This is a genomic window from Parazoarcus communis, from assembly GCF_003111645.1.
GTDB classification, from domain to species: domain Bacteria; phylum Pseudomonadota; class Gammaproteobacteria; order Burkholderiales; family Rhodocyclaceae; genus Parazoarcus; species Parazoarcus communis_A.
Genome location: NZ_CP022187.1, coordinates 2357724 through 2384095 on the forward strand (window position 1 = coordinate 2357724; position 26372 = coordinate 2384095).

Sequence of the window (26372 nt, forward strand, 5' to 3'; positions counted from 1 at the left end):
AGGCTAGCCAAACAGGGCGCGCAGCCCCTGACCCGGGTCGGGCACCCGCATGAAGGCCTCACCGACCAGGAAGCCATTCACCCCCTTGCCACGCATCAGGCTCACGTCCTCCGGTCGCAGGATTCCCGACTCGGTGACCACGATACGATCGGCAGGGATGGCCGGCAGCAGGTCGAGCGTGGTCTGCAAGGAGACCTCGAACGTGCGCAGATTACGGTTGTTGATGCCGACCAGCGGCGTTTTCAGCTGCAGCGCCTGTTCGAGCTCCGCACCATCGTGCACCTCGACCAGCACGGACATGCCGAGCGCGCTCGCAATCGACTCCATCTCGCGCATCTGCGCAAGATCGAGGCAGGCTGCGATCAGCAGAATGGCGTCCGCGCCCATGGCACGTGCTTCAAACACCTGGTACGGATCGACCAGAAAATCCTTGCGCAACACCGGCAGCGCACACGCCGCCCGCGCCGCCTGCAGGTATTCGGGCGCGCCCTGAAAGAAGGGCCTGTCGGTCAGCACCGACAGACAGGCCGCACCCGCCTGCTCGTAGGCGCGTGCGATCTCTGCCGGACGAAAGTCCTCACGGATCACGCCTTTGGACGGGCTCGCCTTCTTGATCTCGGAAATCACCGCAGCACTGCCCGCGGCGATCTTGTCGCGAATGGCGCCGACAAAATCGCGAGCTGCCGGTTGCGCTTCAGCCTCGGTGCGAATCGCGCCCAACGGCTTGAGTGCGCTTGCCGCTGCGACCTCTTCGACCTTGACCGCGCAGATCTTGTTCAGGATGTCGCTCATCAGGCGGCCCCGAAACGACGTGTGTACTGCACGAATTCGTCCAGTTTGGCGCGCGCCGCGCCGCTGGCAATGATCTCGCGCGCACGGACGATGCCGTCGTCGATCGAGTCGGCAAGGTTGGCGGTATACAGCGCCACACCGGCGTTGAACACCACGATCTCGCACGCCGGCCCGGGTTCGTTATCCAGCGCACCCAGCAAGGTACGACGCGATTCGTCGGCATCCTCGACCCGCAGGTTGCGGCTACCCACCATGGCCAGACCGAAGTCCTCCGGATGGATCTCATACTCGGTGATCTGATCGTCCTTCAGTTCGGCCACCAGCGTGCCCGAACCAAGGCTGACCTCATCCATGCCATCGAGTCCGTGCACCACCAGCACATGGTTGGCGCCAAGGCGCTGCATCACACGCGCCTGGATGCCGACGAGATCCGGGTGAAAGACGCCCATCAGGGTATTGGGCGCACCGGCCGGATTGGTCAGCGGCCCGAGAATATTGAAGATGGTGCGCACGCCCATCTCGCGCCGCACCGGAGCGACGTTCTTCATCGCGCTGTGGTGATTGGGGGCGAACATGAAGCCGATGCCGGTCGCCTCGATACACTCGCCAACCTGCTCTGCGCTCAGTGCCAGATTCACGCCCAGGGCTTCGAGCACGTCTGCGCTGCCCGACTTCGACGATACGCCGCGATTACCATGTTTTGCCACGCGCGCACCGGCGGCTGCCGCCACAAACATGGTCGCGGTCGAGATATTGAAAGTGTGCGTGCCGTCACCACCGGTGCCGACCACGTCCAGGAAATGATCGTGCGGCGGGTTCACCACCACCTTGGTGGCCAGCTCGCGCATCACTGTCGCCGCAGCGGTAATCTCGCTGATGGTCTCCTTCTTGACACGCAGACCGGTCAGGATGGCAGCGGTCATCACCGGCGAGATCTCGCCAGCCATGATCTGGCGCATCAGCGACAGCATTTCGTCGAAGAAGATCTCGCGGTGCTCGATCGTGCGCTGCAGCGCCTGTTGGGCAGTCATCATGATGTTCGTCCTCATGTCGGTCAGGCCGCAGCCGGCAATGAATCGCCGCGGTCGAGGAAATTCCGGAGCAGGTCGTGCCCGCGCTCGGTCAGAATGGATTCGGGGTGGAACTGCACACCCTCGATATCCAGCGTCTTGTGGCGCACGCCCATGATCTCGCCATCGTCCGTCCAGGCCGTCACTTCGAGACAGTCAGGCAGGCTCTCGCGTTCAATGGCCAGTGAATGATAGCGGGTGCAGATCAGTGGATTGGGCAGCCCCCGGAACACGCCCTTGTCGAGATGATGCACGGGCGAAGTCTTGCCATGCATCAGCCGCTGGGCGTGCACGATGCGGCCACCGAAGGCGGCACCAATGCTCTGATGCCCCAGGCAGACGCCGAGAATCGGCAGTTTGCCTGCCAATTCACGGATCGCCGCCACCGAGATGCCGGCTTCGGCCGGAGAGCATGGCCCGGGTGAAATCACCAGCTGCGCGGGTTGCATGGACGCGATCTGCTCGAGCGTGATCTCGTCGTTGCGGAATACTTTCACCTTGGCACCCAGTTCGCCGAAATACTGCACCAGGTTGTAGGTGAAGCTGTCGTAGTTGTCGATCATCAGCAGCATGTCAGTCGTCCTTGTCAGCCTTGAGTATCCAGGCCGCCTTCGGCCATCTCTGCCGCCCGCAACATCGCACGGGCCTTGCTGTGGGTTTCCTGCCATTCGGCCTCGGGGTCGGAGTCGGCCACGATGCCGGCACCCGCCTGCACGTGAATCTGCCCATCCTTGATCACTGCAGTGCGGATCGCGATCGCCAGATCCATGTCGCCATGGAAGCCGACGTAGCCCACAGCGCCCGCATAGATGCCACGCTTGACCGGCTCGAGCTCGTCAATGATCTCCATCGCCCTCACCTTCGGCGCGCCCGACACCGTCCCGGCAGGGAAGGTCGCGCGCAGCACGGCGAGCGCGTTGAGCCCTTCCTTGAGTTTGCTCTCGACGTTGGACACGATGTGCATCACATGCGAATAGCGTTCGACGGTGAATTGCTCGGTGACCCGCACGGTACCGGTTTCCGACACCCGGCCGGCGTCGTTGCGGCCGAGATCGAGCAGTTGCAGATGCTCCGCACACTCCTTCTCGTCGGAGAGCAGATCCTTTTCCAGTGCCAGATCCTCGGCCACGGTGGCGCCGCGCTTCCGCGTGCCGGCGATCGGTCGAACGGTGACATTTTCGTCCTCGAGTCGAACCAGGATCTCGGGAGAAGACCCGACAACGTGGAAATCCTCGAGATTGAAATAGAACATGTAGGGCGACGGGTTCAGCGAGCGGATCGCGCGGTACAGCGCCATCGGGTGTGCAGCAAACGGCTTGCTCATGCGCTGCGACAGCACCACCTGCATGATGTCGCCGTCGACGATGTACTGCTTGGCGCGGCGCACCGCGTCCTTGAACGCATCCTCGCCGAAACTCGACTCCGCCGGGGCCGAGGCCGCACGGGCTTCGACCGGGATCTGCACCGGCGCACGCAGTCGCCCCAGCAGATCCTGCAGGCGCTTTTGCGCGCGCTTGTATGCACCGGGCACCTCGGGCTCGGCATACACCACCAGGGTGAGCTTGCCGGTGAGGTTGTCGACGATCGCAATTTCTTCCGACAGCAGCAGCAGGATGTCCGGCGTGCCGAGCGTGTCCTTCTTCTCCGTCTTGGACAGCCTGGGCTCGATGTAGCGCACGGTGTCGTAGCCGAAGCAACCCACCAGGCCGCCTGCAAAGCGCGGCAGATGCTCGCGCGGCGGCACCTTGATGCGGTTCATGAACTCGGCAACGAAATTGAGCGGATCACCGTAATCGCGACGTTCGACCAGACGATTGCCGGTCAGCAGCAGCGCCGAACGGCCATAGACCTCGATACGGGTGGGCGACGACAGCCCGATAAAGGAGTAGCGCCCAAAGCGCTCACCACCCTGCACCGACTCCAGCAGGTAGGTGTAGGACTCATTGGCGAGCTTCAGGTAGATCGACAACGGCGTGTCGAGATCGGCAAAGGTCTCGAGCGTGACCGGAATGCGGTTGTAGCCCTCGGCGGCCAGGGCGTTGAATTCTTGTTCGAGCATGGGAGCTCCACTGAGAACGGGATTGATTCGGACGGGGCACTGCAGGCGGGTGGCGGGTCTCTCCGGAGTCCGGGGCAACCGGCGACCCGCAAGGGGTTCGCGTTATTTGTGGCCCACAGGCCAACGCCAGCCGGTCCGCCACGAAGGCTGAAGGCTGAGAGCAAAGGCCGGAGCGAGGGGCGAAACCCTGTTTGCGTGCGTCACGATTCGATCTGTAGTGGAGATGACTGACGAGGCGAAAAGATTCATGGGCGGTCGATGTGATCCAGCACATGAAGTGCGTTCGATAGTAGCCCATCGCATTCGATACTGTCCACCGGCATACCCTCGCTATAACCGTAGGTCACCAGAAGCACCGGTATCCCCGCGCCACGGGCGGCAAGCGCGTCGTTCTGCGAGTCCCCGATCATCAAGGCCTCGGCGGCCTCAACCTGCAGCAGTTCGCAGGCGTGGTGCAGCACCGCAGGGTCGGGTTTCTTCACCGGCAGCGTGTCGCCGCTCACGACCGCGTCGAAGTACGCGCTGAGCCCCATGCGCTCGAGCAGCGGCAGGGTGAAGTCACCCGCCTTGTTGGTCACGACGGCAAGCTTGAACCGGCTCTCGCGCAAGGCATCCAGCACCTCGGTGACGCCGGGGTAGATCCGCGTCGTGCGCCCATTGACCAGCGCATAGTGCTGCCGGAATACGGCCATGGCCGTCTCGATCTCCGCCTCGGTCGCCTGCGCATTCTCGGTCATGCAGCGGCGCACGAGATTGGGCAGGCCCTTGCCGACAAAACTGTGGATCTCGTCCTGGCTGCGCGCCGGCCGGGACAGTTCGGCCAGCATGAGGTTGGCCGCCTCGGCCAGATCGCCAATGGTATCGAGCAAGGTGCCATCGAGATCGAACAGCACCGCCCGCGGCGAGAATCTCCGCCCGCTCATGCCTGCACCGTTGCCAGTTCGGCACGCAGACTGCCGATGATCGAGTCGTAGCGATGGGCGTCGGCGTCCTTGCCTGCACCGAATACCGCCGAACCGGCGACAAAGGTGTCTGCACCCGCACGCGCGATCTCGGCGATGTTGTCGGTTTTCACGCCACCATCGATCTCGAGCAGGATGTGGCGTCCGGTTTCGGCCTCGTAGGCGTCGAGTCGCGCACGCGCCGCACGCAGCTTGTTGAGCGTCTCGGGGATGAACTTCTGCCCGCCGAAGCCCGGGTTGACGCTCATCAGCAGGACGACGTCGATCTTGTCCATGACGTGATCGAGGTAGTGCAGCGGCGTGGCGGGGTTGAACACCAGCCCGGCCTGACAACCCGAATCGCGGATCAGGCCCAGGCTGCGATCGATATGCTCTGAGGCCTCGGGGTGAAAGGTGATGATGTTGGCGCCGGCCTTGGCAAAGTCCGGAATGATCCGGTCGACCGGTCGCACCATCAGGTGCACGTCGATCGGCGCCGTGGTCACCGGCCGGATCGCCTCGCACACCAGCGGACCGATGGTGAGGTTGGGCACGTAATGGTTGTCCATTACGTCAAAATGGATCCAGTCGGCACCGGCGGCAACCACGTTGCTCACTTCCTCGCCCAGTCTGGCGAAGTTGGCGGAAAGCAGGCTGGGGGCGATGCGGAACATTGGCGGACTCCGGAAACGGTTCGAAGCCCGGATTCTAACCGGCGCCGGCATGATCGTGCCGGCGCCGTTGCTCGGAAACGATCAGCGCACGCAGACCTTGCGCACCTGCTTGAGGTCGGTAATGCCCGCCAGGATCTTCTCGAGACCGTCCTGGCGCAAGGTACGCATCCCCTCGGACAAGGCCGCACCGAGCAACTCCGCAACGCGCGCACGCTCCTGAATCATCTGCTTGATCCGGTCCGAACCGAGCATCAGTTCGTGAAGCCCGAGCCGTCCCTTGTAGCCCTGGGTGCATTCGACACACCCTACCGGGCGGTACAGGGTGAACCTGCCTTTTTCATTCGCGTAGGCGGCTCGCCAGTGCGCCAGGACCGCCTGTCGGGCCGCTGCCGGATCGGCAATGAATGCGGGCGTCGAGTGCATGTCGGCACAGTATTCGTCCAGCAAGAGCCCGATCTCGGTCTCGTCCGGTTCGTACGCTTCCTTGCAGTGCTTGCACAGGCGTTTGGTCAGCCGCTGCGCCAGCACGCCAAGCAGGGCGTCGGAAAAGTTGAACGGGTCCATGCCCATGTCGAGCAGACGAACGACGGATTCCGGCGCGCTGTTGGTGTGCAGCGTGGAGAACACGAGGTGGCCCGTAAGCGACGCCTCGATGCCCACCGAGACGGTTTCCTCGTCCCGCATCTCACCCACCATGATCACGTCCGGATCTGCACGCAGGAAGGCCCGCATCATGGTCGCAAAGTCGAGCCCGGCCTTGCGATTGACCTGAACCTGGCGCAGACCTTTCTGGGTGATTTCGACCGGATCCTCCGCAGTCCAGATCTTGGTCTCCGGGGTGTTGATATGCCCCAGGATGGAGTGCAGCGTGGTCGTCTTGCCCGATCCGGTCGGACCGCACACGAAGAAGATTCCGTAGGGCTTGGCCACCGCGCCCTTGAGCATTTCCAGGTTTGCGGGGGTCAGACCGAGTTCGTCGAGCGGAATCGGCTCGCTGTTGGCCAGCACCCGCATCACCACATCCTCGAGGCCGCCTGCGGTCGGAATGGTGGCCACACGCAACTCGATGTCGAGCGGCGCGTACTTGCGGAACTTGATCTTCCCGTCCTGCGGCTTGCGACGCTCGGAGATGTCGAGATCGCACATGATCTTGATACGGGTAACGAGCGGATTCCGGTAGCTCGCCGGCACCTCGATATACGGAACCAGCGTTCCGTCCTTGCGGAAGCGGATCTGGGTCTTCTCCTTGCCCGGACGTGGCTCGACGTGAATATCGGAGGCGCCCTGCTTGTAGGCGTCGATGATGATCTTGTTGACCAGCTTGACCAGTTCGTTGTCGGCCGCTGCATTCACATCATCGGAAAAAATCCCGTCGTCACTTTCCTCATCGAGATCGGACAGCAGGTCATCGACAGAGCTCGCGTCCAGCGACGGCTCGAAGAACTGGTTGACCGTGCGCTCGAACTCGTCGCGGGTGGTTACCCTGAAGGCGAGCCGCTTCTTCGGGAACACGTTGTGCGCAATTCGCGAGGTCCGGATCTGCTCCGGATCGACCGCCATGATCACGACACCTTCGGTGGTCTCCTCCAGTGGCAGCCAGTGGTTCTGCTGCACGTACTCGCGTTTCAGATTGCGCAAGAGATCGATCGGCTTGACCCGATCAGCGTTGAACGGCTCGTACGGCACCCCGTAGAAGCGCGAAGCTGCAGCGCCGATGTCCGCATGGGACAGATCAAGCGTGCCGATGAGCAGGGGCTCGACCGGCGCGCCGCTGTCGCGAGCATCACGGGTGACCTCGGCCAACTCTTCGGCAGTGATCAGACCATCTGCGACCAGCGCATCGAAACGCGAGCGCAGTTGCGCCGGTGGCGCCGAGATATGGCGCGAGAACGCGACGCCCAGCGTCTGCGTCAGTCCGAGCAGACCTTCCTCGGCAATGGCAGAGAACGGCCCCTCCGAGTTATGGTTGATCAACTGGATCACGCCCCGACGCGCGCCGCTTTCCGGATCGTTGATCGCGGCGGCCAGCATCTCTCGGGCACGAAAACCGGTGGTGTCATCGACTTCATGGCGAAACTGCAATTCGGGCGAGATGGCCCTCAGCGCCGCCGAGTCATAGACGTCCGCAAGATTGACGGTTTGCCCGGTCAGCGCAACAAATCCGGCAATGCTGTTCTCGGCAATCGGCAAACGGATGTTCTGTACCGAATGCAATCCCGTTTTCACCTTCGTCGAAATGGACTCGCCCGATGCATCCACCGCATAGATCGAAAGTCGTGCCGCATCGAAAAGCTGACAGATCTCTTTCGACAGTTCCAGGATGATCTCATCGATATCATGCGTGGCATGAACGCGGTTGGTGATTGCCTGCAAGCCCTTGAAAAAGGCCAGGCGACGTGCAACTTCGCTGGAAGCCGAAAGCTTTGTACTCATCAGTGGACGTCTGCGTATTGGTGTTGATGCGTCCCCATTCTACCGGCCTGCCGGAGAATCTGTGGTTCATGTGGTTCAGAACTCGAGTATCTGACCCTGAACGAGTGGCTTAGGTTGCAGGCGCCCCCGCCCGGCCTCGATCTGCGCCATGATGCGCGCCCCCTGGCCGGGCTTCAGATGGCTGATGAAAACCTCGGGTGAAACCGACAGCTCCTCGAGCATGGCGACGAGCATGCTCGGACACAGATGTCTTGAGGCCATCGCCAGACCGCGCTGCTCGTCGGAAAACGCGGTCTCGATGATCATGTGCCGCAGCGCGGGGAGTGCGTTGATCGCCTCGATCAGCTCCGGACAATACGCCGTGTCGCCCGAATAGAGCAGCTGCGCGTCGCCGCTGTCCAGGGCATATGCGACCGCGGGCACCGTGTGATGCGCAGGCAGCGCGGTGATGGTGCGCGTCCCCAGCCGCACCGACTCGCCCACCTTGAGCGGCTGAAAGCGCAGGAACGGTCGATGGCGGTCGGGAATCGAGGTGAAGTCTGGCCAGATCAGCCAGTTGAAGATATGCGAACGCAGGATACGCAAGGTTTCCGGGGTGGCATAGACCGTGATCGGATAACCGCGCTCCTCACCCACCGAATCCACCAGCAGGGGAATCGACGCGATGTGATCGAGATGCGAATGCGTGATGAAGATATGATCGATCTTGCGCAACGCATCGAGCTCAAGATCGCCCACACCGGTCCCGCAATCGACCAGGACATCATCGTCGACGAGAAAGGCGGTCGTCCGCGCAGACTCGCCGCCAATTCCACCGCTGCAGCCTAGCACCTGAAGTTTCATCAAAAGTTCTTACCCGGACTCACGAGCATTGCACCGATTGGCCTCGCCACCCCCTGGATCATGCCAAACCTTAGCAGGCGACAACCGGGGGGCATATGGCAAAAATCACAGCATGCCCGCAGCCCTCAGGTCTTGAGGAAAAACTCCATCTTGACGCCAGCAATCTCGATGATGTCGTGATCGCCAAGTCGGTGGGCCTGGGCATCCAGCGTGCGGCCGTTGACCGTCGGAAAGCTCGCACCTTCTACATGAGTGATGAAATATCCATGCGGCCGCCGGGTAATGACCGCAACCTGACGCCCCGGCTTGCCAAGCGTGGTCAGCGACTTGCTCAGCTCAAGCTCACGGCCGGCGTTCGCACCACTCAGGACCTGAATGACCCCGAGTCGATCGAGCGGAGGCTCCGCAGGTGCGCCATGCTCCAGTGCGTCGGCTGGCAGCACCTGGGTCCGGATCGCACTGCCGTCACGCGTGCCCGGCGTAACCGGAACGGACTCCGCAGCGGACGCAGCAGATGTCATGTCGAATGGCTTAAGCGCAGCCGTGTCGACCATCTCGGAAGCAGAGAGGCCGGGCTGTGAGGTGTCGGTCAGAAACTTGAGACGGTATTTTCCGAGCTCAACCACGTCGTTGTTCTGCAGAACATGCTTCTTGATCGGCTGACCATTCACGTAGGTGCCGTTGGTACTGTTCTGGTCCTCGAGGAAGGCATCGTCGAGGATGCAGGTGATCACCGCATGGTGTCCACTGATCGCAAGGTTATCAATCTGAATGTCATTATTCTGCTTGCGCCCGATGGAGGTTCGCTCCTTGTCGAGCACGATTTCCTTGAGCACCAGCCCATCCATGCTAAGAATCAACTTCGGCATTGCCTGCACCCATCTATCGGTTGGCGCGCCCAGCGCGCAGAATCCTCACAATCATGCCGTCAGCCGGCAAAGCGCGCAATGATGACGGACACATTGTCACGCCCGCCATGGGCAAGCGCGGCGTCAACCAGCCCCTGAGCCACCGCATCAACTGAACCTGTTGCACCGAGCAGACGCGCAATTTCACGCGCATCGAGCATGTCGGTCAAGCCGTCCGAGCACAGCAGAATGCGGTCCTTGTCCGCAAGCGCATGCATGCCAACGTCGACGACCACCGTCGGCGCCACGCCAAGGCCTCGCGTCAGCAAGCCCCGATTCGGCATCTGCATGGCCTCACGCGGCGCAATCAGGCCCGCATCGACCTGCGCCTGCAGAACCGTGTGATCGCTCGTCAGCTGTTCGAGCTCGCCGTGTCGAAGGCGATACAGGCGGGAGTCCCCGACGTGCGCGCACACCAGCGCTTCCCCGGCCACGCATGCCGCCACCATCGTTGCCCCCATCCCGCTCAGATCTGCGTTGGCCGCACCCGCCTGACGAATCGCCTCATTGGCTGCGTTCAGACCCTCGCACAACACGTCGGCCAAGGCGTTCGCCTCAAGATGGGCGCCATCCGCACTGCGCTGCAGATACTCAAGGACGGTACGAATCGAGAGCGCCGAAGCCACATCGCCGCCCTGATAGCCCCCCATGCCATCCGCCAGCAGGAGCCAGCCATTGTCGGCATCGATACAGATGGAATCCTCATTCCTGCGCCGAACATGCCCGACATGCGACAAGCCCGCATACTCGAAACCGGATGTGTTCGCTGTCACGGGGGAAAGCCGCACTTCGGGCTCAGACATCGTCGCTGGACTCCTTCAGATCGTTGGGGGCACCCCATGAACGGCAATTCATACCGCCATTCTAGACTGTCCCGTCACCCGGCCGGCAGTGCAAAAAAAAGCGCCGGACTCGCCGGCGCCTTTCTCAGTCATCGTCTGCAGACGATCAGAGCATTGCCTTGAGCAGCTTGGCCATCTCGGACGGGTCGCGCGTGACCTTGAAGCCACACTCTTCCATGATCGCGAGCTTGGCATCGGCCGTGTCGGCGCCGCCGGAGATCAGCGCACCGGCGTGGCCCATGCGCTTGCCTGCCGGTGCCGTGACGCCAGCGATGAAGCCAACGATCGGCTTCTTCATGTTGGCCTTGCACCATTCGGCAGCTTCAGCTTCGTCCGGACCGCCGATCTCGCCGATCATGATGACCGCATCGGTATCAGGATCGTCGTTGAACATGCGCATCACGTCGATGTGCTTCAGACCGTTGATCGGATCACCACCGATACCGACCGCCGAAGACTGACCCAGACCGATTTCGGTCAGCTGGGCAACAGCTTCATAGGTCAGCGTACCGGAGCGGGATACCACGCCGATACGACCCTTGCGGTGGATGTGACCCGGCATGATGCCGATCTTGATTTCGTCAGGCGTAATCAGACCCGGGCAGTTGGGGCCCAGCAGCAGGGTTTCCTTGCCGCCGGCAGCAACCTTGGCCTTCATCTTGTTGCGCACTTCCAGCATGTCGCGAACGGGGATGCCTTCGGTGATGCAGATTGCCAGATCGAGGTCGGCTTCAACAGCTTCCCAGATCGCGGCAGCAGCACCTGCGGGCGGCACGTAGATCACCGACACGGTAGCGCCGGTTTCAGCCGCAGCGTCCTTCACCGAACCGAAAATGGGGATGTCGAAAATGGACTCGCCCGCTTTCTTCGGGTTTACGCCGGCAACGAAGCAGTTCTTGCCGTTGGCGTATTCCTGGCACTTCTCGGTGTGGAACTGGCCCGTCTTCCCGGTGATGCCCTGGGTGATGACCTTGGTGTCTTTGTTGATCAGGATGGACATTCAGACTCTCCTTACTTGACCGCGGCCACGATCTTGGTGGCAGCATCCGCCATCGTGTCGGCGGTGATGATCGGCAGACCCGACTCGGCGAGGATCTTCTTGCCGAGGTCTTCGTTGGTGCCCTTCATGCGCACCACGAGCGGGACGGAGAGGTTCACTTCCTTGGCTGCAGTCACCACGCCGGTGGCGATGGTGTCGCACTTCATGATGCCGCCGAAGATGTTGACCAGGATGCCCTTGACCTTGGGGTTCTTGAGCATGATCTTGAACGCTTCGGTCACCTTCTCGGCCGTGGCACCGCCACCGACGTCGAGGAAGTTGGCCGGCTCTGCGCCGAACAGCTTGATCGTGTCCATGGTGGCCATCGCCAGACCGGCGCCGTTCACCAGGCAGCCGATGTTGCCATCGAGGCTGATATAGGCCAGATCGAACTTGGACGCTTCGATTTCGTCAGCATCTTCTTCGTCGAGGTCGCGGTAGGCCACGATTTCCGGATGACGATAGAGCGCGTTGGAGTCGAAGTTGAACTTGGCGTCGAGCGCCTTCACGGTACCGTTGCTCTCGTGGATCAGCGGGTTGATCTCCGCCAGCGACGCATCGGTTTCCATGTAGCAGGTGTAGAGCTTCTTCAGCGCATCGACCGCATTGGCGATCGAGCCTTCCGGCATGCCGATACCCTTGGCAAGCTCGGTGGCTTGCGCGTCGGTCAGACCGACTGCGGGATCAACGAATACCTTGAGAATCTTCTCGGGCGTGCTGTGAGCGACTTCCTCGATGTCCATGCCGCCTTCAGACGAAGCCATCATGGCAACGCGCTGGGAAGCACGATCGGTCAGTGCAGCGACATAGTATTCGTGCTGAATGTCAGCGCCTTCCTCGATCAGGAGGTTGCGCACCTTCTGACCTTCCGGCCCGGTCTGGTGAGTGATCAACTGCATGCCGAGGATATCGGTCGCATATTGACGCACCTCATCGAGCGACTTGGCGAGCTTCACGCCACCGCCCTTGCCGCGGCCGCCGGCGTGAATCTGGGCCTTCACCACCCAGACCTTGCCACCGAGCGTCTCCGCTGCCTTGACCGCGTCGTCGACGCTGGTGCAATGAATACCGCGCGGCGTCACAACGCCGAACTTTCTTAGAACTTCTTTTGCCTGATACTCATGAATCTTCATGATTGCCCTTCGATCGAAGTCGTGGCGTATGGGTCGCCGCGAGCAGGTTGATGGGACGCTTCGGAGCTTCGCTCCGCGACGAACGCCGTCTCCCTCGACCGACGCCCACCGCTCTAAGCCAGACCGACTGCGCCTGACCTGTCTATTGGCTCGCCCGCTGCAATGCGTGGTAACCGCAAGAACGCCAAATTATAACCGTTTTTCCGCAACGCACAGGCGCGCGTATGCCTGCCCGCTATGCAGCGGGGTCTCCGCGACGGTACCACTTGGGATAATAGCGCTGCACTGCCGCAGACGACGTTTCAAGCGCGTGGCAGCGATCGAGCTGGAAGGGCTTCTCTTTCGTCTCTTCGTTGTCGCGCCGGAAGGTCGCAAAGGTCTGAATTGCAGCGGTCGGCAGGGACAGCAGCAACTCGGTGATATGCGTACAGCCACTGACGTCGGAAAACATCTCCCCCACGGTTCGTCTGAAGCCCCGCACAAGATTGAGCCCGACCAGCCTTGCATACACCGGACCAATGGTGTCGCAATAGCCGGGATACGGCACGCCATCCGAACACGCCGCGGCGGCGATGATATTGAAGCCCTCATCGAAGGTCACCCGGACCCGCATCAGATGCACGGGGACGCCCGCAGGCCGAACCCCGGAAGCAATCGGGTAATCGAGATCCTTGATGTCGGTCAGACTGGCATCGAGCTCGAGCATTCCGTCTTCGCGGAGAAAGCCTTCGACTTCGATACGTCTGGTGTGTGCGCGCTGACGCGCGACGGCAGGCGTTGGGAGCGGCATGATTACGTACGGCATCGTATGGATCCTGCAGTTTAACCCAAAGGCCAAGGCTTCCGTGACGCCCATCCCTCCGCCGTTTCAGCCAAAACAGCACGACCAGCGAATTAATTCCGCACAATCGGACAACTTCGCTGGAATACCGCTCGATTGTCTGATAAAAACAGCGACATGATTTCACGCAACCGCCGGGCAAGCGGAAAATGACAATAAGACGGACTCCGATCGCGACCCTTATCGCCAGCCTTACCCTGGCAGCATCGCCCATCGCTCAATCGGCGGTACTGGGCGACGTCGTTTCGCTGTCAGCAATTGGTGCGCCCCTGCGGGTTGAAATCGGGCTCCGCGACGGCCGCCCGGGCGATGCCGGCGCCTGCCTCAGAATCGTGTCCGCGCAGGAAGCAGGCAATGGCCTGCCCTCGATCAGGCGCGCCCGGATCAGCGCCACAGGCAGCGGTCGCACAGCCCGGATCGTGCTCTCTTCGCCGGACACCATGGACGAGCCCGTTGCACAGCTGACAATCGAGAACGTCTGCGAGACACGGCTGCGGCGCACCTACACGCTGCTCTTCCCCTTTGCCGGCACTCCGGTCGCAGCGCCGCACGCAAGCGCAGCCGCCACGCAGCCCCGTACATCGGGCAGGGCGGCAGCAACGGCTCAGCCTCCCTCCGGAGGCAGCGAATGGATCAGCGCCCCGGGTGAATCACTGACCGGAATTGCACAAACGCTCTACCCCAGAAACAGCGCCGCACAGCGCCGTTTCGTGCGCGATGCGGCTAAAGCCAACCCCGCGCTCTTTCCTGACCTGGCCTCGCGCAGCCGGCAATTGGTGCCCGGCACGCAATTTGTCGTGCCGAGCCTTGCAGCCATCTCGCGCAACAGCCCGCCGCCTCCGCAGCGTGCTGCCAGCGCATCGCCCCGCGCCGACCGCCCGGTCTCGACCGAGGCCCGCAGCGATCCTGCACCAGGGCCGGTAAGCGGCGACCGCCTCATCGTTGCGCCCGAGGAGGCAGACAACCGGTCTGCGCCGGCCCCCACCGCAGCCCTCGGAGATCGCAGCGGGGAGATGTCCGGCCTCGAACGCAGGGAGCAGGAAATCGCCACGGCTATCGACCGCAGCATCGTCACCCAGATGGAGCTGCTGGCCCGCATCAAGGAACTCGAGCAGATCCAGACCCGGCTGATGGAACAGGCCGGCCGCATTGGCGTTGCGCCACCGCCTGTCGTGGAGCCCCCTCCGGCGCCCCCGCGCATCGAACCGGCGCCTCAGGAACCCGCGCCGGCTTCCGACGACTGGATGCGAAACGCGGCACTCGCACTCGGCGGCCTCGGCATTGCGGCACTCCTGTTCCTGCGCTCACGTCGCAAGGCAGAGGAGGCGCCTGCGGCAGAACCCCGCATCGCACCGGCACCGCAGACCCCGCCACGACCGACAGCAGATGCAGAAGCACCGGCCTCCACCAGCACGACAGATGAGTTCGATGCCCCGCTGACACAGATTCCCGCACCGGCCGGCGTACTGCCACTGGAGTGGGACCATGAGCCTTCCGGATTCGGCTCCACCGAACTGGCTCCGCTTGCGGAAGAAGAGGAAGTCGAAGAGCACGACTCTGCGATCGAGCTGGCAGAGATCATGATGAGCTTTGGCCGCGTCCACGGCGCTGCCGAAACACTGGCTGACTTCATTCGCAGCAACCCGAAACAGGCCGTCACGCCATGGCTGAAGCTGCTTGAAGTCTATCGCGCGGCCGACCTGCGGGCCGAGTTCGACGGCCTTGCCCGCCAGCTGAACAAGACCTTCAACGTCAAGACTGTCACCTGGGACAATTTCGACGAAGCCCGCCGCGCCCCGGACACGCTCGAAAAGATGCCGCACCTGGTCAATTCGCTGCAGCAACTCTGGGGCACGCGCGAGTGTCAGGCGTTTCTGAGAAGACTGCTGCGCGACAACCGCGACGGCACCCGTCAGGGCTTCCCCCTGAACGTCATCGACGACATTCTGTGTCTCAGTGCCATCCTCGAGCAGCAGCTCGGCCCCTACCGGCCAACCCACGACGAGCTCGAGGACAACGGGCCGCAGACCGAGCGCCCACCCGAGAACAGCTGAACGGACTCAGACCGGATTGGGCAGATCGAGAAACGTTGCCTGCAACCCCAGGCTGTCCGACAGGTAGATGGCCATCGCCATCGGACCGTAGCGCTCCGTCGCATGATGGCCGGCGGCGATATAGGGCACACCGGACTCGCGGGCAACATGCGTGGTCTGCTCCGAGATCTCCCCCGACACATAGAGGTCGGCGCCAGCCTGAACAGCCTGTTCGAAGTAGCCCTGCGCACCGCCGGTACACCATGCAATCCGTTTCACCTTGCGCTCACCGTCACCCACCAGCAGGGGCTCGCGCCCGAGCCTGACGGCAATCGCAGCAGCCACATCGGACGCTGACATACCCTCGGTTTCCGGCCTTCCGATCCAGCCCAGGTCCTGCTCCGCAAAGCGCCCCTCGCCCACCCAGCCCATGATTGCAGCCAGTTGAGCGTTGTTACCCAGTTGCGGATGCACATCGAGCGGCAGGTGGTAGGCAAGCAGACTGATGTCGTTCTTCAGCAGCGTGGACAGGCGCCGCTTGCGCATGCCGGCGATACGCCCATCCTCGCCACGCCAGAAGTAGCCATGATGAACCAGCACGGCATCATAGTCGCCCCCGACCGCCGCATCGAGCAGCGCCTGGCTCGCCGTGACGCCGCACAGCACACGGCTCACCTCCTCGCGTCCTTCCACTTGCAGCCCGTTTGGGCAATAATCGCGCAGCCGCGCGACCTCGAGCAATTCATCCAGATGGTTTTGCAAAGCGCTGAGCTGCATGCCGTCTCCACTCATTTTCACGTTCAACAGGGCGACCCTTCCGGCCGGAAATCGCCTCGAAATCGAGCAACATTATGCGCCGCCTGTGGCTGATCTTTGCGCAGGCCGTGACTGCAAGCGTCGCGGTTCTGTTCGTCCTCAACACCCTCAAGCCGGAGTGGCTGCGAAACACAGCCCCGGATGCAGTGGTGGCCATTCTCGAAGCACCGGCGAGCGAACCCGGTGCGCGTGCTGCTGCGGGCTCATATGCCGAGGCCGCGCAGCGCTCGATGCCTGCCGTCGTTCACATCTACACGACCAAGGCTGCGCGCGCATCGCGCCACCCCTTGCTGAACGACCCGGTGTTCCGCCACTTCTTCGGCGACCGTCCCGACGAAGGAAGGCAGCAAAGCTCCGGACTGGGCTCCGGCGTCATCGTCAGCCAGGACGGTTTCATCCTGACGAACAACCACGTCATCGACGCCGCAGACGAGATCGAAGTGGCCCTCAATGACGGGCGCCAGTACTCGGCAAGCGTGATCGGCAGAGACCCCGAAACCGACCTCGCCGTTCTTCGCATCACGACCGACGCCCCCCTGCCCGCAATCACCCTCGCCCGCGGCGACATGCTTCACGTTGGCGATGTCGTGCTTGCCATCGGCAATCCTTTCGGTGTCGGCCAGACCGTCACCATGGGCATCATCTCGGCACTTGGCCGCAGCCACCTTGGCATCAACACCTTCGAAAACTACATCCAGACCGATGCTGCAATCAATCCGGGCAACTCGGGTGGTGCGCTGGTCGACAGCACGGGCAACCTGGTGGGCATCAACACTGCCATCTACTCCCGGTCGGGCGGATCGCTGGGCATCGGCTTCGCAATTCCCATCTCGATCGCGCGCAACGTCCTTGAACAGATCGTTGCCACCGGCGAGGTTACCCGCGGCTGGGTGGGCGTGGAGATCCGGGAGATCACCCCCGAGCTTGCGAGTTCGTTCGGACTGCAGGGCACGGAAGGCGCGCTGATCGCCGGCGTGCTCAGAGGCAGCCCCGCAGAACAGGGCGGTGTGCGTCCGGGAGACGTTCTCGTCGCCGTCGAAGGGAAGACCATTCAGGATCCGAAAGCCATGCTCGAACTCGTCGCGGCCCTGCCGCCGGGCAAGACCGCTTCGTTTCGGGTGCGCCGCTCGGGCAAGGATGTAGATCTGACTGTCGCCGTCGCGCGCCGCCCCATCCCGCAGGCTGCACGCTAGACGGTCACCGCGTCTTACTTGCCCTCGCGCTCTGCATCCTCGATACGGTCGAGCTCACGATCCATTTCGACCGCCGTTGGCGCAACGTAATCGGGTTCGGCCGCGGGCTTGGAGATCATGTTCGCGAGCATGATGCCCAACTCATAGAGCAGGCACATCGGGACGGCAAGCATGAACTGCGAAATCACGTCGGGCGGCGTAATTATTGCCGCAATGACGAACGCCCCGACAACCACGTAAGGGCGAATTTCCCGCAGTTTGGCAACTGTCACCACACCCGCCTTGACCAGCAGGATCACCGCGACCGGCACCTCGAAGGTCAAGCCGAAGGCAATGAACATCGACATGACGAAGGAAAGATACTGTTCGATGTCTGGCGCCGGCACGATGCTCTTTGGCGCAAACTCGGCAATGAAGCGGAACACCGTTCCAAATACGAAGAAGTAGCAGAACGCCATCCCGATCAGAAACAGCAGCGTGCTGCCGGCAACCAGCGGGATCGCGAGCTTGCGCTCATGTGCATACAGCCCTGGCGCCACGAAAGCCCAGGCCTGATAAAGCACCACGGGCAGCGCCAGCACGAAAGCCACCATCATCGTGACCTTGACCGGCACGAAGAACGGCGTCACCACCCCGGTCGCAATCATGTGCGTACCTTCGGGCAGCGTATCCATCATCGGCTTGGCCAGTACGTCGTAGATCTCGCCCGCCCAAGGCATCAGGCAAATGAACACGATGACCAGTGCAACCATTGCCCGCAACAACCGGTCGCGCAACTCGACCAGATGCGCAATGAAAGTTTCCTGCATTTCGTTCATGCCTTGTCCACCGGTAAGGGCTGACGAACCGCGGGATCGAGCCCCAGCTCGAGTTGCGAAGTCGACTCTGCCGAGCCATCTGCCACGGCGGCCTGCTCAACCGGCGCCGCCTGCTGCTGCGCACCTGTCGTTGCAGCACCACCGCTGACCGGCTCTTCTCCCGGCAACGCGGCCTTCACCTCATCCACCGTCTTGCCCAGCCCGGATTCGAGGCTGCTGACCTGCTCACGCACCGAAGCTTCCATTTCGTGCGCCTGCTCCTTGACCTGCTCCTGCAGCTTCTTCAGCTCTTCGAGCTGCATTTCACGCTGGATGTCCGACTTCACGTCGGAGACGTAGCGCTGCAGCCTGCCAAGCAGGTGGCCTGCAGTTCTTGCCACTTTGGGCAAACGCTCGGGCCCCACCACGATCAGCATCACGACGCCGATGACAACGAGTTCCGAAAAACCGAAATCGAACATTTTTCCTGGCCCAACGCGAAAAGAAGGGGCGCTCGTGCGCCCCTGCGTCGCGGGTTAAATGCGTTTCAGGAGGAGGACTTCTCGACCTTCTCGCGCGCCTCGCCCTCGATCGTCTGACCGGTGGCGATCTTCTGCTTGTCAGACGCGTCAGCCGAAGCATCCGCTTCCTTCATGCCTTCCTTGAAACCTTTTACCGCACCGCCGAGATCCTGACCGACGTTACGCAGTTTCTTGGTGCCAAAAACGAGCATGACGATGACCAGAACGATCAGCCAGTGCCAGATACTGAATGAACCCATACCGCTCTCCTTAGTGCTTCAACATGGGCGGTAGCGGCTGCGGCCCGCCCACAATATGAACGTGAAGATGATACACCTCCTGCAAGCCCACCCGCCCGGTGTTCACAATGGTTCTGAACCCATCCGTGCAGCCTTGTTCCCGAGCGATGCGCGAGGCAAGCACCATCAGGTGCCCCATCAAGCCTTCGTGACTGAGTTCAAGATCGGCCATCGATGCAATATGAAGCTTTGGAATCAAGAGGATATGAACCGGGGCGGCAGGCTGAATGTCATGAAACGCCACCACCAGATCATCTTCGTAAACTTTGCGCGCCGGGATCTCCCCACGCACAATCCTGCAAAACAGACAGTCAGTCATGAGGCGCGGCTCAGGCAGTCCGAGACTTCTTCTCGTCGATGCCAGACACCCCCTCGCGACGCCGGAACTCGGCGAGGACATCGTCCACCGACAGACCGAAGTGCGTCAGCAGCACGAGCGAGTGGAACCAGAGGTCGGTCACTTCCCACACCACGTGGAGCATGTCCTTGTCCTTGGCGGCCATGATGGTCTCCGCCGCCTCCTCGGCCACCTTCTTGCAGATGGCGTCGGTACCCTTGGCATACAGACTGGACACGTAGGACGAATCGGGGTCAGCCTTCTTGCGCTCGGCCAGTGTGGTCGCCACGCGATGCAGCACTTCGATGTCGATCATTGGTAGATATCCTTCGGGTCTTTGAGAACCGGTTCGACGGCCTCCCAGCGGCCATCGGCGAAAAACTTCTGGAAGAAGCAGCTGTGACGACCGGTGTGACAGGCGATTCCGCCCACCTGTTCGATCTTCAGCAGCACGACGTCGTTGTCACAATCGATACGGATGTCGAGCACCTTCTGCACATGCCCCGACTCCTCGCCCTTGTGCCACAGTTTGCGCCGCGAACGTGACCAATAGACAGCCTCTCCGGTTTCGGCAGTACGCTGCAGCGCGTCACGGTTCATCCACGCAAACATGAGCACATCGCCACTGGACGCCTCTTGTGCGATGACCGGCACCAGTCCGTTCTCATCCCACTTCACGTCGTTGAGCCAGCGGTTGTTATTGCTCACAGCCTTACCTCGATCCCATGTGAACGCATCAGTTCCTTCGCTTCGCGCACCGTGTGCTGGCCAAAGTGAAAGATGCTGGCAGCGAGCACCGCGTCGGCGCGGCCGGTGGACACGCCCTCTGACAGATGCTCGAGCGTACCGACACCACCGCTCGCAATCACCGGAATGCGCACCGCGTCCGACACCGCCCGGGTAAGGCCGAGGTCGAAGCCCGCCTTGGTGCCGTCGCGGTCCATGCTGGTCAGCAGAATCTCGCCGGCACCAAGCGCCTCGACGCGTTGCGCCCACTCGATTGCATCGAGCCCGGTATTGTTGCGGCCTCCATGCGTGAACACCTGCCACTTTCCCGGCGCAGTCTGCTTGGCATCGATGGCAACGACGATGCACTGACTGCCGACCTTGCTGCTGGCGTCATGTACCACCTGAGGATTGTTCACCGCAGCGGTATTGATACTGACCTTGTCGGCCCCCGCATTGAGCAGGCGCCGCACATCCTCGACCGTACGCACGCCGCCACCAACCGTCAGCGGGATGAAGACCTGATCCGCCACCTGCTCGACCACGTGCAGGATGATATCGCGGGCATCCGAGCTCGCCGTGATGTCGAGAAACGTGATCTCGTCCGCACCCTGCTCGTCGTAACGCTTGGCGATCTCGACCGGATCCCCCGCGTCACGCAGTTCGACGAAATTGACGCCCTTGACCACGCGGCCGGCACTGACGTCGAGACAGGGAATGATGCGTTTTGCGAGCATTCAGTCGGCCTGGCCGTTGAGTTCGTCCGCGCGGGCCTGCCCGGCGGCAAAGTCGAGCGTGCCTTCGTAGATGGCACGACCTGTGATTGCGCCCATCACGCCTTCCTCCTCGACGGCACACAGCGCATCGATGTCCGACAGCGCAGCCACGCCACCGCTGGCAATCACGGGAATCCGCAGCGCCTGCGCCAGGCGCACGGTCGCCTCGATATTCACGCCCGACAGCATGCCGTCACGTCCGATGTCGGTGTAGATCACCGACTCGACACCGTAATCTTCGAATTTCTTTGCCAGGTCGATCACGTCGTGTCCGGTCAGCTTGGACCAGCCATCAACCGCCACCTTGCCGTCCTTGGCGTCGAGACCGACGATGATGTGACCAGGGAAGGCACTGCAGGCGTCGTGCAGAAAGCCGGGATTCTTGACCGCAGCGGTACCGATGATGACGTAGCTGATGCCATTGTCGAGATACTGCTCGATGGTATCGAGGTCACGGATTCCGCCCCCGAGTTGCACCGGAATGTCGTCCCCCACCTCATTGGTGATGGCGCGGATGGCGCCGCCGTTCTTGGGCTTGCCGGCAAAGGCACCGTTCAGGTCGACAAGGTGCAGACGACGTGCGCCCTGTTCGATCCAGTGCCGCGCCATGGCAGCAGGGTCTTCAGAGAAGACGGTGGCATCGTCCATTTCGCCCTGTTTAAGGCGAACACAATGACCGTCCTTGAGATCGATGGCGGGAATGAGCAGCATACCGGAATAGAGACAGTGAATTGATGGGTGACGGGTCGCAGGTCAGGGCGCCCAGCGAATGAAATTCGACAGCAGGCGCAAACCGGCCTGCGCGCTTTTCTCGGGATGAAACTGAACCGCAAAGATATTAGCCCGAGCCACCGCACTGGTAAAGCGCCGTCCGTACAGGGTTTCCGCAGCGGACACGGCGGGATCCGACGGTGACACGTAGTAACTATGGACGAAATAGAAGCGCTCGCCGTCGGGAATGCCCTCCCACAGGGCATGCTCCCCGCCTTGCCAGACTTCGTTCCAGCCCATGTGCGGCACCTTCAGCCGGGCGCCATCCGCTCCGAGCATGTCCGCATCGCGAAAACGCACGACCTCGCCCTCGAACACACCGAGCCCGGGCACGTCACCCTCTTCGCTGTGTTCGAACAGCATCTGCTGCCCAATGCAGATCCCGAGAAAGGGCTTGGTCGCAGCGGCTGCGAGCACCGCCGGACGCAGGCCGCGCAGATCAAGCTCGCGCATGCAGTCCGGCATCGCCCCCTGGCCGGGGAAAACGACGCGGTCGGCAGCAGCCACGACTGCAGGATCGCAGGTCACGTGAATGCGGTGGCCCGGCGCCACATGCTCAACAGCCTTGGCAACGGAGCGCAGATTGCCCATGCCGTAATCAATGATGGCCACGGTGGTCATCGTTTCAATGCTCGCGTAAAGGGATGAAAAAGGAATGCGTCAGAAAATCAGAGCGCGCCCTTGGTTGAGGGGATGGTACCTGCAGCGCGTTCATCGCGCTCGGCAGCCATCCGCAAAGCGCGGGCGAAAGCCTTGAAAATGGTTTCGCACTGGTGATGTGCATTCTCACCACGCAGATTGTCGATATGCAGCGTCAGACCTGCATGATTGACGAACCCCTGAAAGAACTCGCGAACCAGATCGACGTCGAAATTGCCGATCCGCGCCCGGGTGTAGGTCACGAAATAGTGCAGGCCGGGGCGACCCGAGAAATCAACGACGACCCGTGACATTGCTTCGTCAAGCGGCACGTAGGCATGTCCGTAGCGACGCACGCCTTTCTTGTCGCCAAGCGCCTTGGCAAAGGCCTGGCCGATCGTGATGCCGACGTCTTCCACCGTGTGGTGGTCGTCGATGTGGGTATCGCCCTGACAACGCACGTCCAGATCGATCAGCCCGTGGCGGACAATTTGGTCGAGCATGTGATCGAGAAAGGGAACCCCGGTTTCGAGTGCGCCCTTGCCCGTACCATCGAGATCGATGCGCACGGAAATCTTGGTTTCGAGGGTATCGCGAGTGACGTCGGCTTGCCGCATGGACATTAAGCTACTGCAGGTGGAGGCATGGAGAGCCATGATACCATCGCTCGACGAATTCCACCCGACCCCTCCTGCCCCGCGGAAAACCCACGCATGAGCCGTTTCTGGAGCGCCGTGACGCACGGCCTGACCCCCTATGTACCGGGCGAGCAGCCCAAGATTGAAAACCTGGTCAAGCTCAATACGAACGAGCATCCATATGGTCCCTCACCGAGGGTGCTGGAGGCGATTCGCGAGGCGACGTCAGACACCCTCCGGCTCTACCCGGACCCCAATGCCGACCGGCTGAAAGCCGCACTCGCGGCACGCTACGGCGTTCGCCCCGAGCAGGTCTTCGTCGGCAACGGCTCGGACGAAGTGCTTGCACATGCGTTCCAGGGTCTGCTCAAGCATGAACTGCCGCTGTGGATGCCCGACATTTCCTACAGCTTCTACCCGGTCTATTGCGGGCTGTACGGTGTCGAGTCGCGGGTCGTTCCGCTGACTGAAAGCCTGCAGATCGATCCGACAGACTATCTTCCCGACGGTGAGCGCCGGGCAGGTGCGATCATTTTCCCGAACCCCAACGCGCCGACCGGCAGCGCGCTGCCGCTCGAGGCAATCGAGCGCGTCGTTGCAGGAAACCCGAACGCTGTCGTGCTGATCGACGAGGCTTATGTGGATTTCGGTGGTGAAAGTGCAATTGCGCTGGTAGACCGCTACCCCAACCTGCTGGTGTGCCAGACCTTCTCCAAGAGCCGCTCGCTGGCAGGCCTGCGGGTCGGCTTCGCGATCGGACATGCGGACCTGATTGCCGGACTGGAGCGGGTCAAGAACAGCTTCAACTCCTACCCGCTCGACCGCCTCGCGCTTGCCGGGGCCGAGGCCTCGGTTGAAGACGACGCCTACTTCCTTGAGAGCTGCCGCAAGGTAATTGCCACGCGCGAGGCGCTGGTCGTCAGGATGCAGGCGCTCGGCTTCGAGGTGCTTCCGTCAGCCGCCAACTTCATTTTCGCCCGCCATCCGCAGCGCGACGGCGCCGAACTAGCCGCGGCCTTGCGCCAGCGCGCCATCATCGTGCGCCATTTCAAGGCCCCGCGCATCGACCAGTTCCTGCGTATCACGATCGGCACCGATGCACAGTGCGAAATGCTTGTCAGCGCGCTGGGAGAGATTCTCGGCGCCTGACATAACACGATGCCCCGGCGCGCTTCTCAAGCGCGCCGGGGCATCGGGGCAGCGTCTGGCGAAAGCCGGAAATCAAACCTTCAGCCGCATCTCCGCCGAGCGCGCGTGAGCCTGCAGGCCCTCACCATGCGCGAGAATCGACGCAACCTTGCCCAGATGCTGGGCACCCGCCTCAGAGATGTGCACGATGCTGGTCCGCTTCTGGAAGTCATACACCCCCAGCGGTGACGAAAAGCGCGCGCTGCGCATGGTCGGCAACACATGGTTGGGACCGGCACAGTAATCGCCAAGCGCCTCGACTGCCCAGTGACCAACGAAGATCGCACCCGCATGGCGGATGTGATCAACCCACTGCTCGGCGTTGTCCATCGACAGTTCAAGGTGTTCCGGTGCGATGCGGTTGGCGATGGCACACGCCTGCTCGAGACTCTCGACGTGAATCAGCGCACCACGATTGGCCAGCGATTTTGCGATGGTCTCCTGTCGCGGCATCGTCGGCAGCAGGCGGTCGATCGCATCGTGCACCGCGTCGATGAAGCCTGCGTCGGTGCACAACAGGATGGACTGGGCGAGCTCGTCGTGCTCTGCCTGGGCGAAGAGATCCATCGCCACCCAGTCGGCGTGGCCACTGCCATCAGAGATGATCAGCACCTCTGATGGCCCGGCCACCATGTCGATTCCCACCGTACCGAACACCCGCCGCTTGGCCTCGGCAACAAAGGCATTGCCCGGCCCGACAATCTTGTCCACCTGGGGAATGGTCTGCGTGCCATACGCCAGCGCAGCAACCGCCTGCGCACCGCCAATCGTAAACACCCGGTCCACGCCGGTAATCGCTGCGGCTGCCAGCACCAGCGGATTCTGCTCGCCGCCCGGCGTCGGCACGACCATGATCAGTTCGCCAACACCGGCCACCTTGGCCGGAATCGCATTCATCAGCACCGAACTGGGATACGAGGCCCGTCCGCCTGGCACATACAGGCCGACGCGATCGAGGGGCGTCACCTTCTGCCCGAGGCGGGTTCCATCGGCCTCGGTGTACTCCCAGGAATCGGCCTTCTGGCGCTCGTGGTAGACACGCACGCGGTCGGCGGCCACACGCAGCGCCTCGCGCTGCTCGACCGCCAGACCATCGAGCGCCGCATGCAGCGCAGACTTCGGCAGTTCAAGCGCCGCCATCGAGGCCACATCGAGGCGATCGAATCGTTTCGTGTACTCGATGACTGCCGCATCACCGGTCGCGCGCACCGCGCGCAGAATTTCGGTGACGGCGGCATCGATGCGATCGTCCGCGGATGCCTCGAACGCGAGCAGCGCATCGAGTACCGACAGGAATTCCGGCTCGCGCGCGTCGAGACGGCGAATGGGTGTCTGGCTCATGGTAGGCCTCAGGGTTTGACCGCGCCTGCGAAGGCGTCGAGCATCGGCTGGATCAGTTCGCGCTTGAGCTTGAGCGAAGCCTGGTTGACGATCAGGCGCGAACTGATCGGCATGATGTCTTCGACTTCCTCGAGATTGTTGGCGCGCAGCGTGCCGCCGGTGGAGACCAGGTCGACGATGGCATCGGCCAGACCGACCAGCGGCGCCAGTTCCATCGAGCCGTAGAGCTTGATCAGGTCGACATGCATTCCCTTGCCGGCGAAATGCGCCTTGGCGGCATTGATGTACTTGGTGGCGACGCGGATACGACCGCCAGGACGGATTGCCGCCTCATAGTCGAAGCCTTTCTGCACCGCCACACACAGGCGGCAGCGCGCGATGTTGAGATCGAGCGGCTGATAGAGCCCTGCTCCGCCATGCTCGATCAGCACGTCCTTGCCCGCGATGCCAAGATCGGCCGCACCGTACTGGACATAGGTCGGCGTATCGGTCGCACGCACGATGACCAGACGCACATCCGGACGATTTGTGCCGATGATGAGCTTGCGCGAGCTTTCGGGATTGTCGGTCGGGACGATGCCGGCTGCTGCCAGCAGCGGCAGGGTTTCCTCGAAGATACGGCCCTTGGACAGGGCGAGGGTGATGCTGGACACGGTTCTGACCTTGCTGAATCGGGCCCGTATTGTAACCCGTCAAGGCTTCTGTTAGCCTCACACGGAATG

General features: G+C 62.2%; 29 protein-coding genes. 3 read left to right on the top strand and 26 right to left on the bottom strand.

Features of this window, described 5'->3' with window-relative positions:
* Positions 1-3: 3 nt before the first annotated feature.
* The 13 genes from trpC to CEW83_RS10760 form a co-directional block, all read right to left on the bottom strand.
* Positions 4-792 carry an indole-3-glycerol phosphate synthase TrpC gene (trpC, locus tag CEW83_RS10700; protein WP_108949330.1) on the bottom strand — a complete coding sequence of 263 codons (789 nt, stop codon included), beginning with the start codon at positions 790-792 and terminating at the stop codon, positions 4-6.
* Entirely contained in the window at positions 792-1823 is a 1032-nt protein-coding gene (gene trpD / locus CEW83_RS10705; RefSeq protein ID WP_199915305.1) for an anthranilate phosphoribosyltransferase, read from the bottom strand. Before trpD ends, trpC begins: the two co-directional genes overlap by 1 nt.
* A gap of 23 nt (positions 1824-1846) precedes the next feature.
* The gene (locus tag CEW83_RS10710; RefSeq protein ID WP_108949331.1) at positions 1847-2434 is read right to left on the bottom strand and encodes an aminodeoxychorismate/anthranilate synthase component II; all 588 of its coding nucleotides are present in this window, start codon (positions 2432-2434) and stop codon (positions 1847-1849) included.
* 14 nt (positions 2435-2448) lie between these two features.
* Positions 2449-3921, bottom strand: coding sequence for an anthranilate synthase component I (gene trpE, locus CEW83_RS10715; protein ID WP_108949332.1), 1473 nt, complete (start codon positions 3919-3921; stop codon positions 2449-2451).
* 245 nt (positions 3922-4166) lie between these two features.
* Positions 4167-4844, bottom strand: coding sequence for a phosphoglycolate phosphatase (locus tag CEW83_RS10720; protein ID WP_108949333.1), 678 nt, complete (start codon positions 4842-4844; stop codon positions 4167-4169).
* On the bottom strand, positions 4841-5536 hold the full coding sequence (gene rpe, locus CEW83_RS10725; protein WP_108949334.1) for a ribulose-phosphate 3-epimerase: 696 nt from the start codon (positions 5534-5536) through the stop codon (positions 4841-4843). The genes CEW83_RS10720 and rpe overlap by 4 nt, the downstream gene beginning before the upstream one ends.
* Positions 5537-5617: 81 nt before the next feature.
* Positions 5618-7969 (bottom strand): GspE/PulE family protein, encoded by a 2352-nt coding sequence (locus CEW83_RS10730; RefSeq protein ID WP_108949335.1) that lies wholly within the window; start codon positions 7967-7969, stop codon positions 5618-5620.
* 75 nt (positions 7970-8044) lie between these two features.
* Positions 8045-8812 carry an MBL fold metallo-hydrolase gene (locus CEW83_RS10735; protein WP_108949336.1) on the bottom strand — a complete coding sequence of 256 codons (768 nt, stop codon included), beginning with the start codon at positions 8810-8812 and terminating at the stop codon, positions 8045-8047.
* A gap of 125 nt (positions 8813-8937) precedes the next feature.
* Positions 8938-9681, bottom strand: coding sequence for an FHA domain-containing protein (locus CEW83_RS10740; RefSeq protein WP_108951344.1), 744 nt, complete (start codon positions 9679-9681; stop codon positions 8938-8940).
* 59 nt (positions 9682-9740) lie between these two features.
* Positions 9741-10523 carry a PP2C family protein-serine/threonine phosphatase gene (locus CEW83_RS10745; RefSeq protein ID WP_108949337.1) on the bottom strand — a complete coding sequence of 261 codons (783 nt, stop codon included), beginning with the start codon at positions 10521-10523 and terminating at the stop codon, positions 9741-9743.
* Between the two features lie 145 nt (positions 10524-10668).
* Positions 10669-11562 carry a succinate--CoA ligase subunit alpha gene (sucD, locus tag CEW83_RS10750; protein WP_108949338.1) on the bottom strand — a complete coding sequence of 298 codons (894 nt, stop codon included), beginning with the start codon at positions 11560-11562 and terminating at the stop codon, positions 10669-10671.
* Between the two features lie 11 nt (positions 11563-11573).
* Positions 11574-12734: an ADP-forming succinate--CoA ligase subunit beta gene (gene sucC / locus CEW83_RS10755; RefSeq protein ID WP_108949339.1), complete on the bottom strand. Its 1161-nt coding sequence runs from the start codon at positions 12732-12734 to the stop codon at positions 11574-11576.
* Between the two features lie 235 nt (positions 12735-12969).
* Positions 12970-13524: a DUF2889 domain-containing protein gene (locus CEW83_RS10760; RefSeq protein WP_108949340.1), complete on the bottom strand. Its 555-nt coding sequence runs from the start codon at positions 13522-13524 to the stop codon at positions 12970-12972.
* 200 nt (positions 13525-13724) lie between these two features.
* Here CEW83_RS10760 and CEW83_RS10765 point away from each other — a divergent pair, with 200 nt between their 5' ends.
* Positions 13725-15629: a FimV family protein gene (locus CEW83_RS10765; RefSeq protein WP_108949341.1), complete on the top strand. Its 1905-nt coding sequence runs from the start codon at positions 13725-13727 to the stop codon at positions 15627-15629.
* A gap of 6 nt (positions 15630-15635) precedes the next feature.
* On the opposite strand, the gene CEW83_RS10770 is transcribed toward CEW83_RS10765, so the two are convergent.
* Complete coding sequence (locus CEW83_RS10770) at positions 15636-16385, bottom strand: Nif3-like dinuclear metal center hexameric protein (protein ID WP_108951345.1); 750 nt, start codon at positions 16383-16385, stop codon at positions 15636-15638.
* Positions 16386-16459: 74 nt separating this feature from the next.
* Here CEW83_RS10770 and CEW83_RS10775 point away from each other — a divergent pair, with 74 nt between their 5' ends.
* The gene (locus CEW83_RS10775; protein WP_108949342.1) at positions 16460-17617 is read left to right on the top strand and encodes a Do family serine endopeptidase; all 1158 of its coding nucleotides are present in this window, start codon (positions 16460-16462) and stop codon (positions 17615-17617) included.
* A gap of 14 nt (positions 17618-17631) precedes the next feature.
* On the opposite strand, the gene tatC is transcribed toward CEW83_RS10775, so the two are convergent.
* The 10 genes from tatC to hisB form a co-directional block, all read right to left on the bottom strand.
* Entirely contained in the window at positions 17632-18435 is an 804-nt protein-coding gene (gene tatC / locus CEW83_RS10780) for a twin-arginine translocase subunit TatC (RefSeq protein ID WP_108949343.1), read from the bottom strand.
* Entirely contained in the window at positions 18432-18896 is a 465-nt protein-coding gene (tatB, locus tag CEW83_RS10785) for a Sec-independent protein translocase protein TatB (RefSeq protein WP_108949344.1), read from the bottom strand. The genes tatC and tatB overlap by 4 nt, the downstream gene beginning before the upstream one ends.
* A 65-nt stretch (positions 18897-18961) precedes the next feature.
* Entirely contained in the window at positions 18962-19195 is a 234-nt protein-coding gene (gene tatA / locus CEW83_RS10790; RefSeq protein WP_108949345.1) for a Sec-independent protein translocase subunit TatA, read from the bottom strand.
* 10 nt (positions 19196-19205) lie between these two features.
* Positions 19206-19553, bottom strand: a complete 348-nt coding sequence (locus CEW83_RS10795) for a histidine triad nucleotide-binding protein (RefSeq protein WP_108949346.1) — start codon at positions 19551-19553, stop codon at positions 19206-19208.
* A 10-nt stretch (positions 19554-19563) separates the two neighbouring features.
* Positions 19564-19887, bottom strand: coding sequence for a phosphoribosyl-ATP diphosphatase (locus CEW83_RS10800; RefSeq protein WP_108949347.1), 324 nt, complete (start codon positions 19885-19887; stop codon positions 19564-19566).
* Complete coding sequence (gene hisI, locus CEW83_RS10805) at positions 19884-20279, bottom strand: phosphoribosyl-AMP cyclohydrolase (protein WP_108949348.1); 396 nt, start codon at positions 20277-20279, stop codon at positions 19884-19886. Before hisI ends, CEW83_RS10800 begins: the two co-directional genes overlap by 4 nt.
* Complete coding sequence (gene hisF / locus CEW83_RS10810; protein ID WP_108949349.1) at positions 20276-21034, bottom strand: imidazole glycerol phosphate synthase subunit HisF; 759 nt, start codon at positions 21032-21034, stop codon at positions 20276-20278. The genes hisI and hisF overlap by 4 nt, the downstream gene beginning before the upstream one ends.
* A complete protein-coding gene (gene hisA / locus CEW83_RS10815; protein WP_108949350.1) occupies positions 21035-21784 on the bottom strand; it encodes a 1-(5-phosphoribosyl)-5-[(5-phosphoribosylamino)methylideneamino]imidazole-4-carboxamide isomerase in 750 nt (249 codons plus the stop codon).
* Between the two features lie 42 nt (positions 21785-21826).
* Positions 21827-22465 carry an imidazole glycerol phosphate synthase subunit HisH gene (hisH, locus tag CEW83_RS10820; protein ID WP_108949351.1) on the bottom strand — a complete coding sequence of 213 codons (639 nt, stop codon included), beginning with the start codon at positions 22463-22465 and terminating at the stop codon, positions 21827-21829.
* Between the two features lie 47 nt (positions 22466-22512).
* The gene (gene hisB, locus CEW83_RS10825; protein WP_108951346.1) at positions 22513-23100 is read right to left on the bottom strand and encodes an imidazoleglycerol-phosphate dehydratase HisB; all 588 of its coding nucleotides are present in this window, start codon (positions 23098-23100) and stop codon (positions 22513-22515) included.
* Positions 23101-23196: 96 nt separating this feature from the next.
* Here hisB and hisC point away from each other — a divergent pair, with 96 nt between their 5' ends.
* Positions 23197-24270, top strand: a complete 1074-nt coding sequence (hisC, locus tag CEW83_RS10830; RefSeq protein ID WP_108949352.1) for a histidinol-phosphate transaminase — start codon at positions 23197-23199, stop codon at positions 24268-24270.
* Positions 24271-24342: 72 nt separating this feature from the next.
* Here the strand turns inward: hisC and hisD are convergent, their stop codons facing one another.
* Both hisD and hisG read right to left on the bottom strand, forming a co-directional pair.
* Entirely contained in the window at positions 24343-25650 is a 1308-nt protein-coding gene (gene hisD, locus CEW83_RS10835; RefSeq protein WP_108949353.1) for a histidinol dehydrogenase, read from the bottom strand.
* A gap of 8 nt (positions 25651-25658) precedes the next feature.
* Positions 25659-26303: an ATP phosphoribosyltransferase gene (gene hisG, locus CEW83_RS10840; RefSeq protein WP_108949354.1), complete on the bottom strand. Its 645-nt coding sequence runs from the start codon at positions 26301-26303 to the stop codon at positions 25659-25661.
* Positions 26304-26372: the final 69 nt, after the last annotated feature.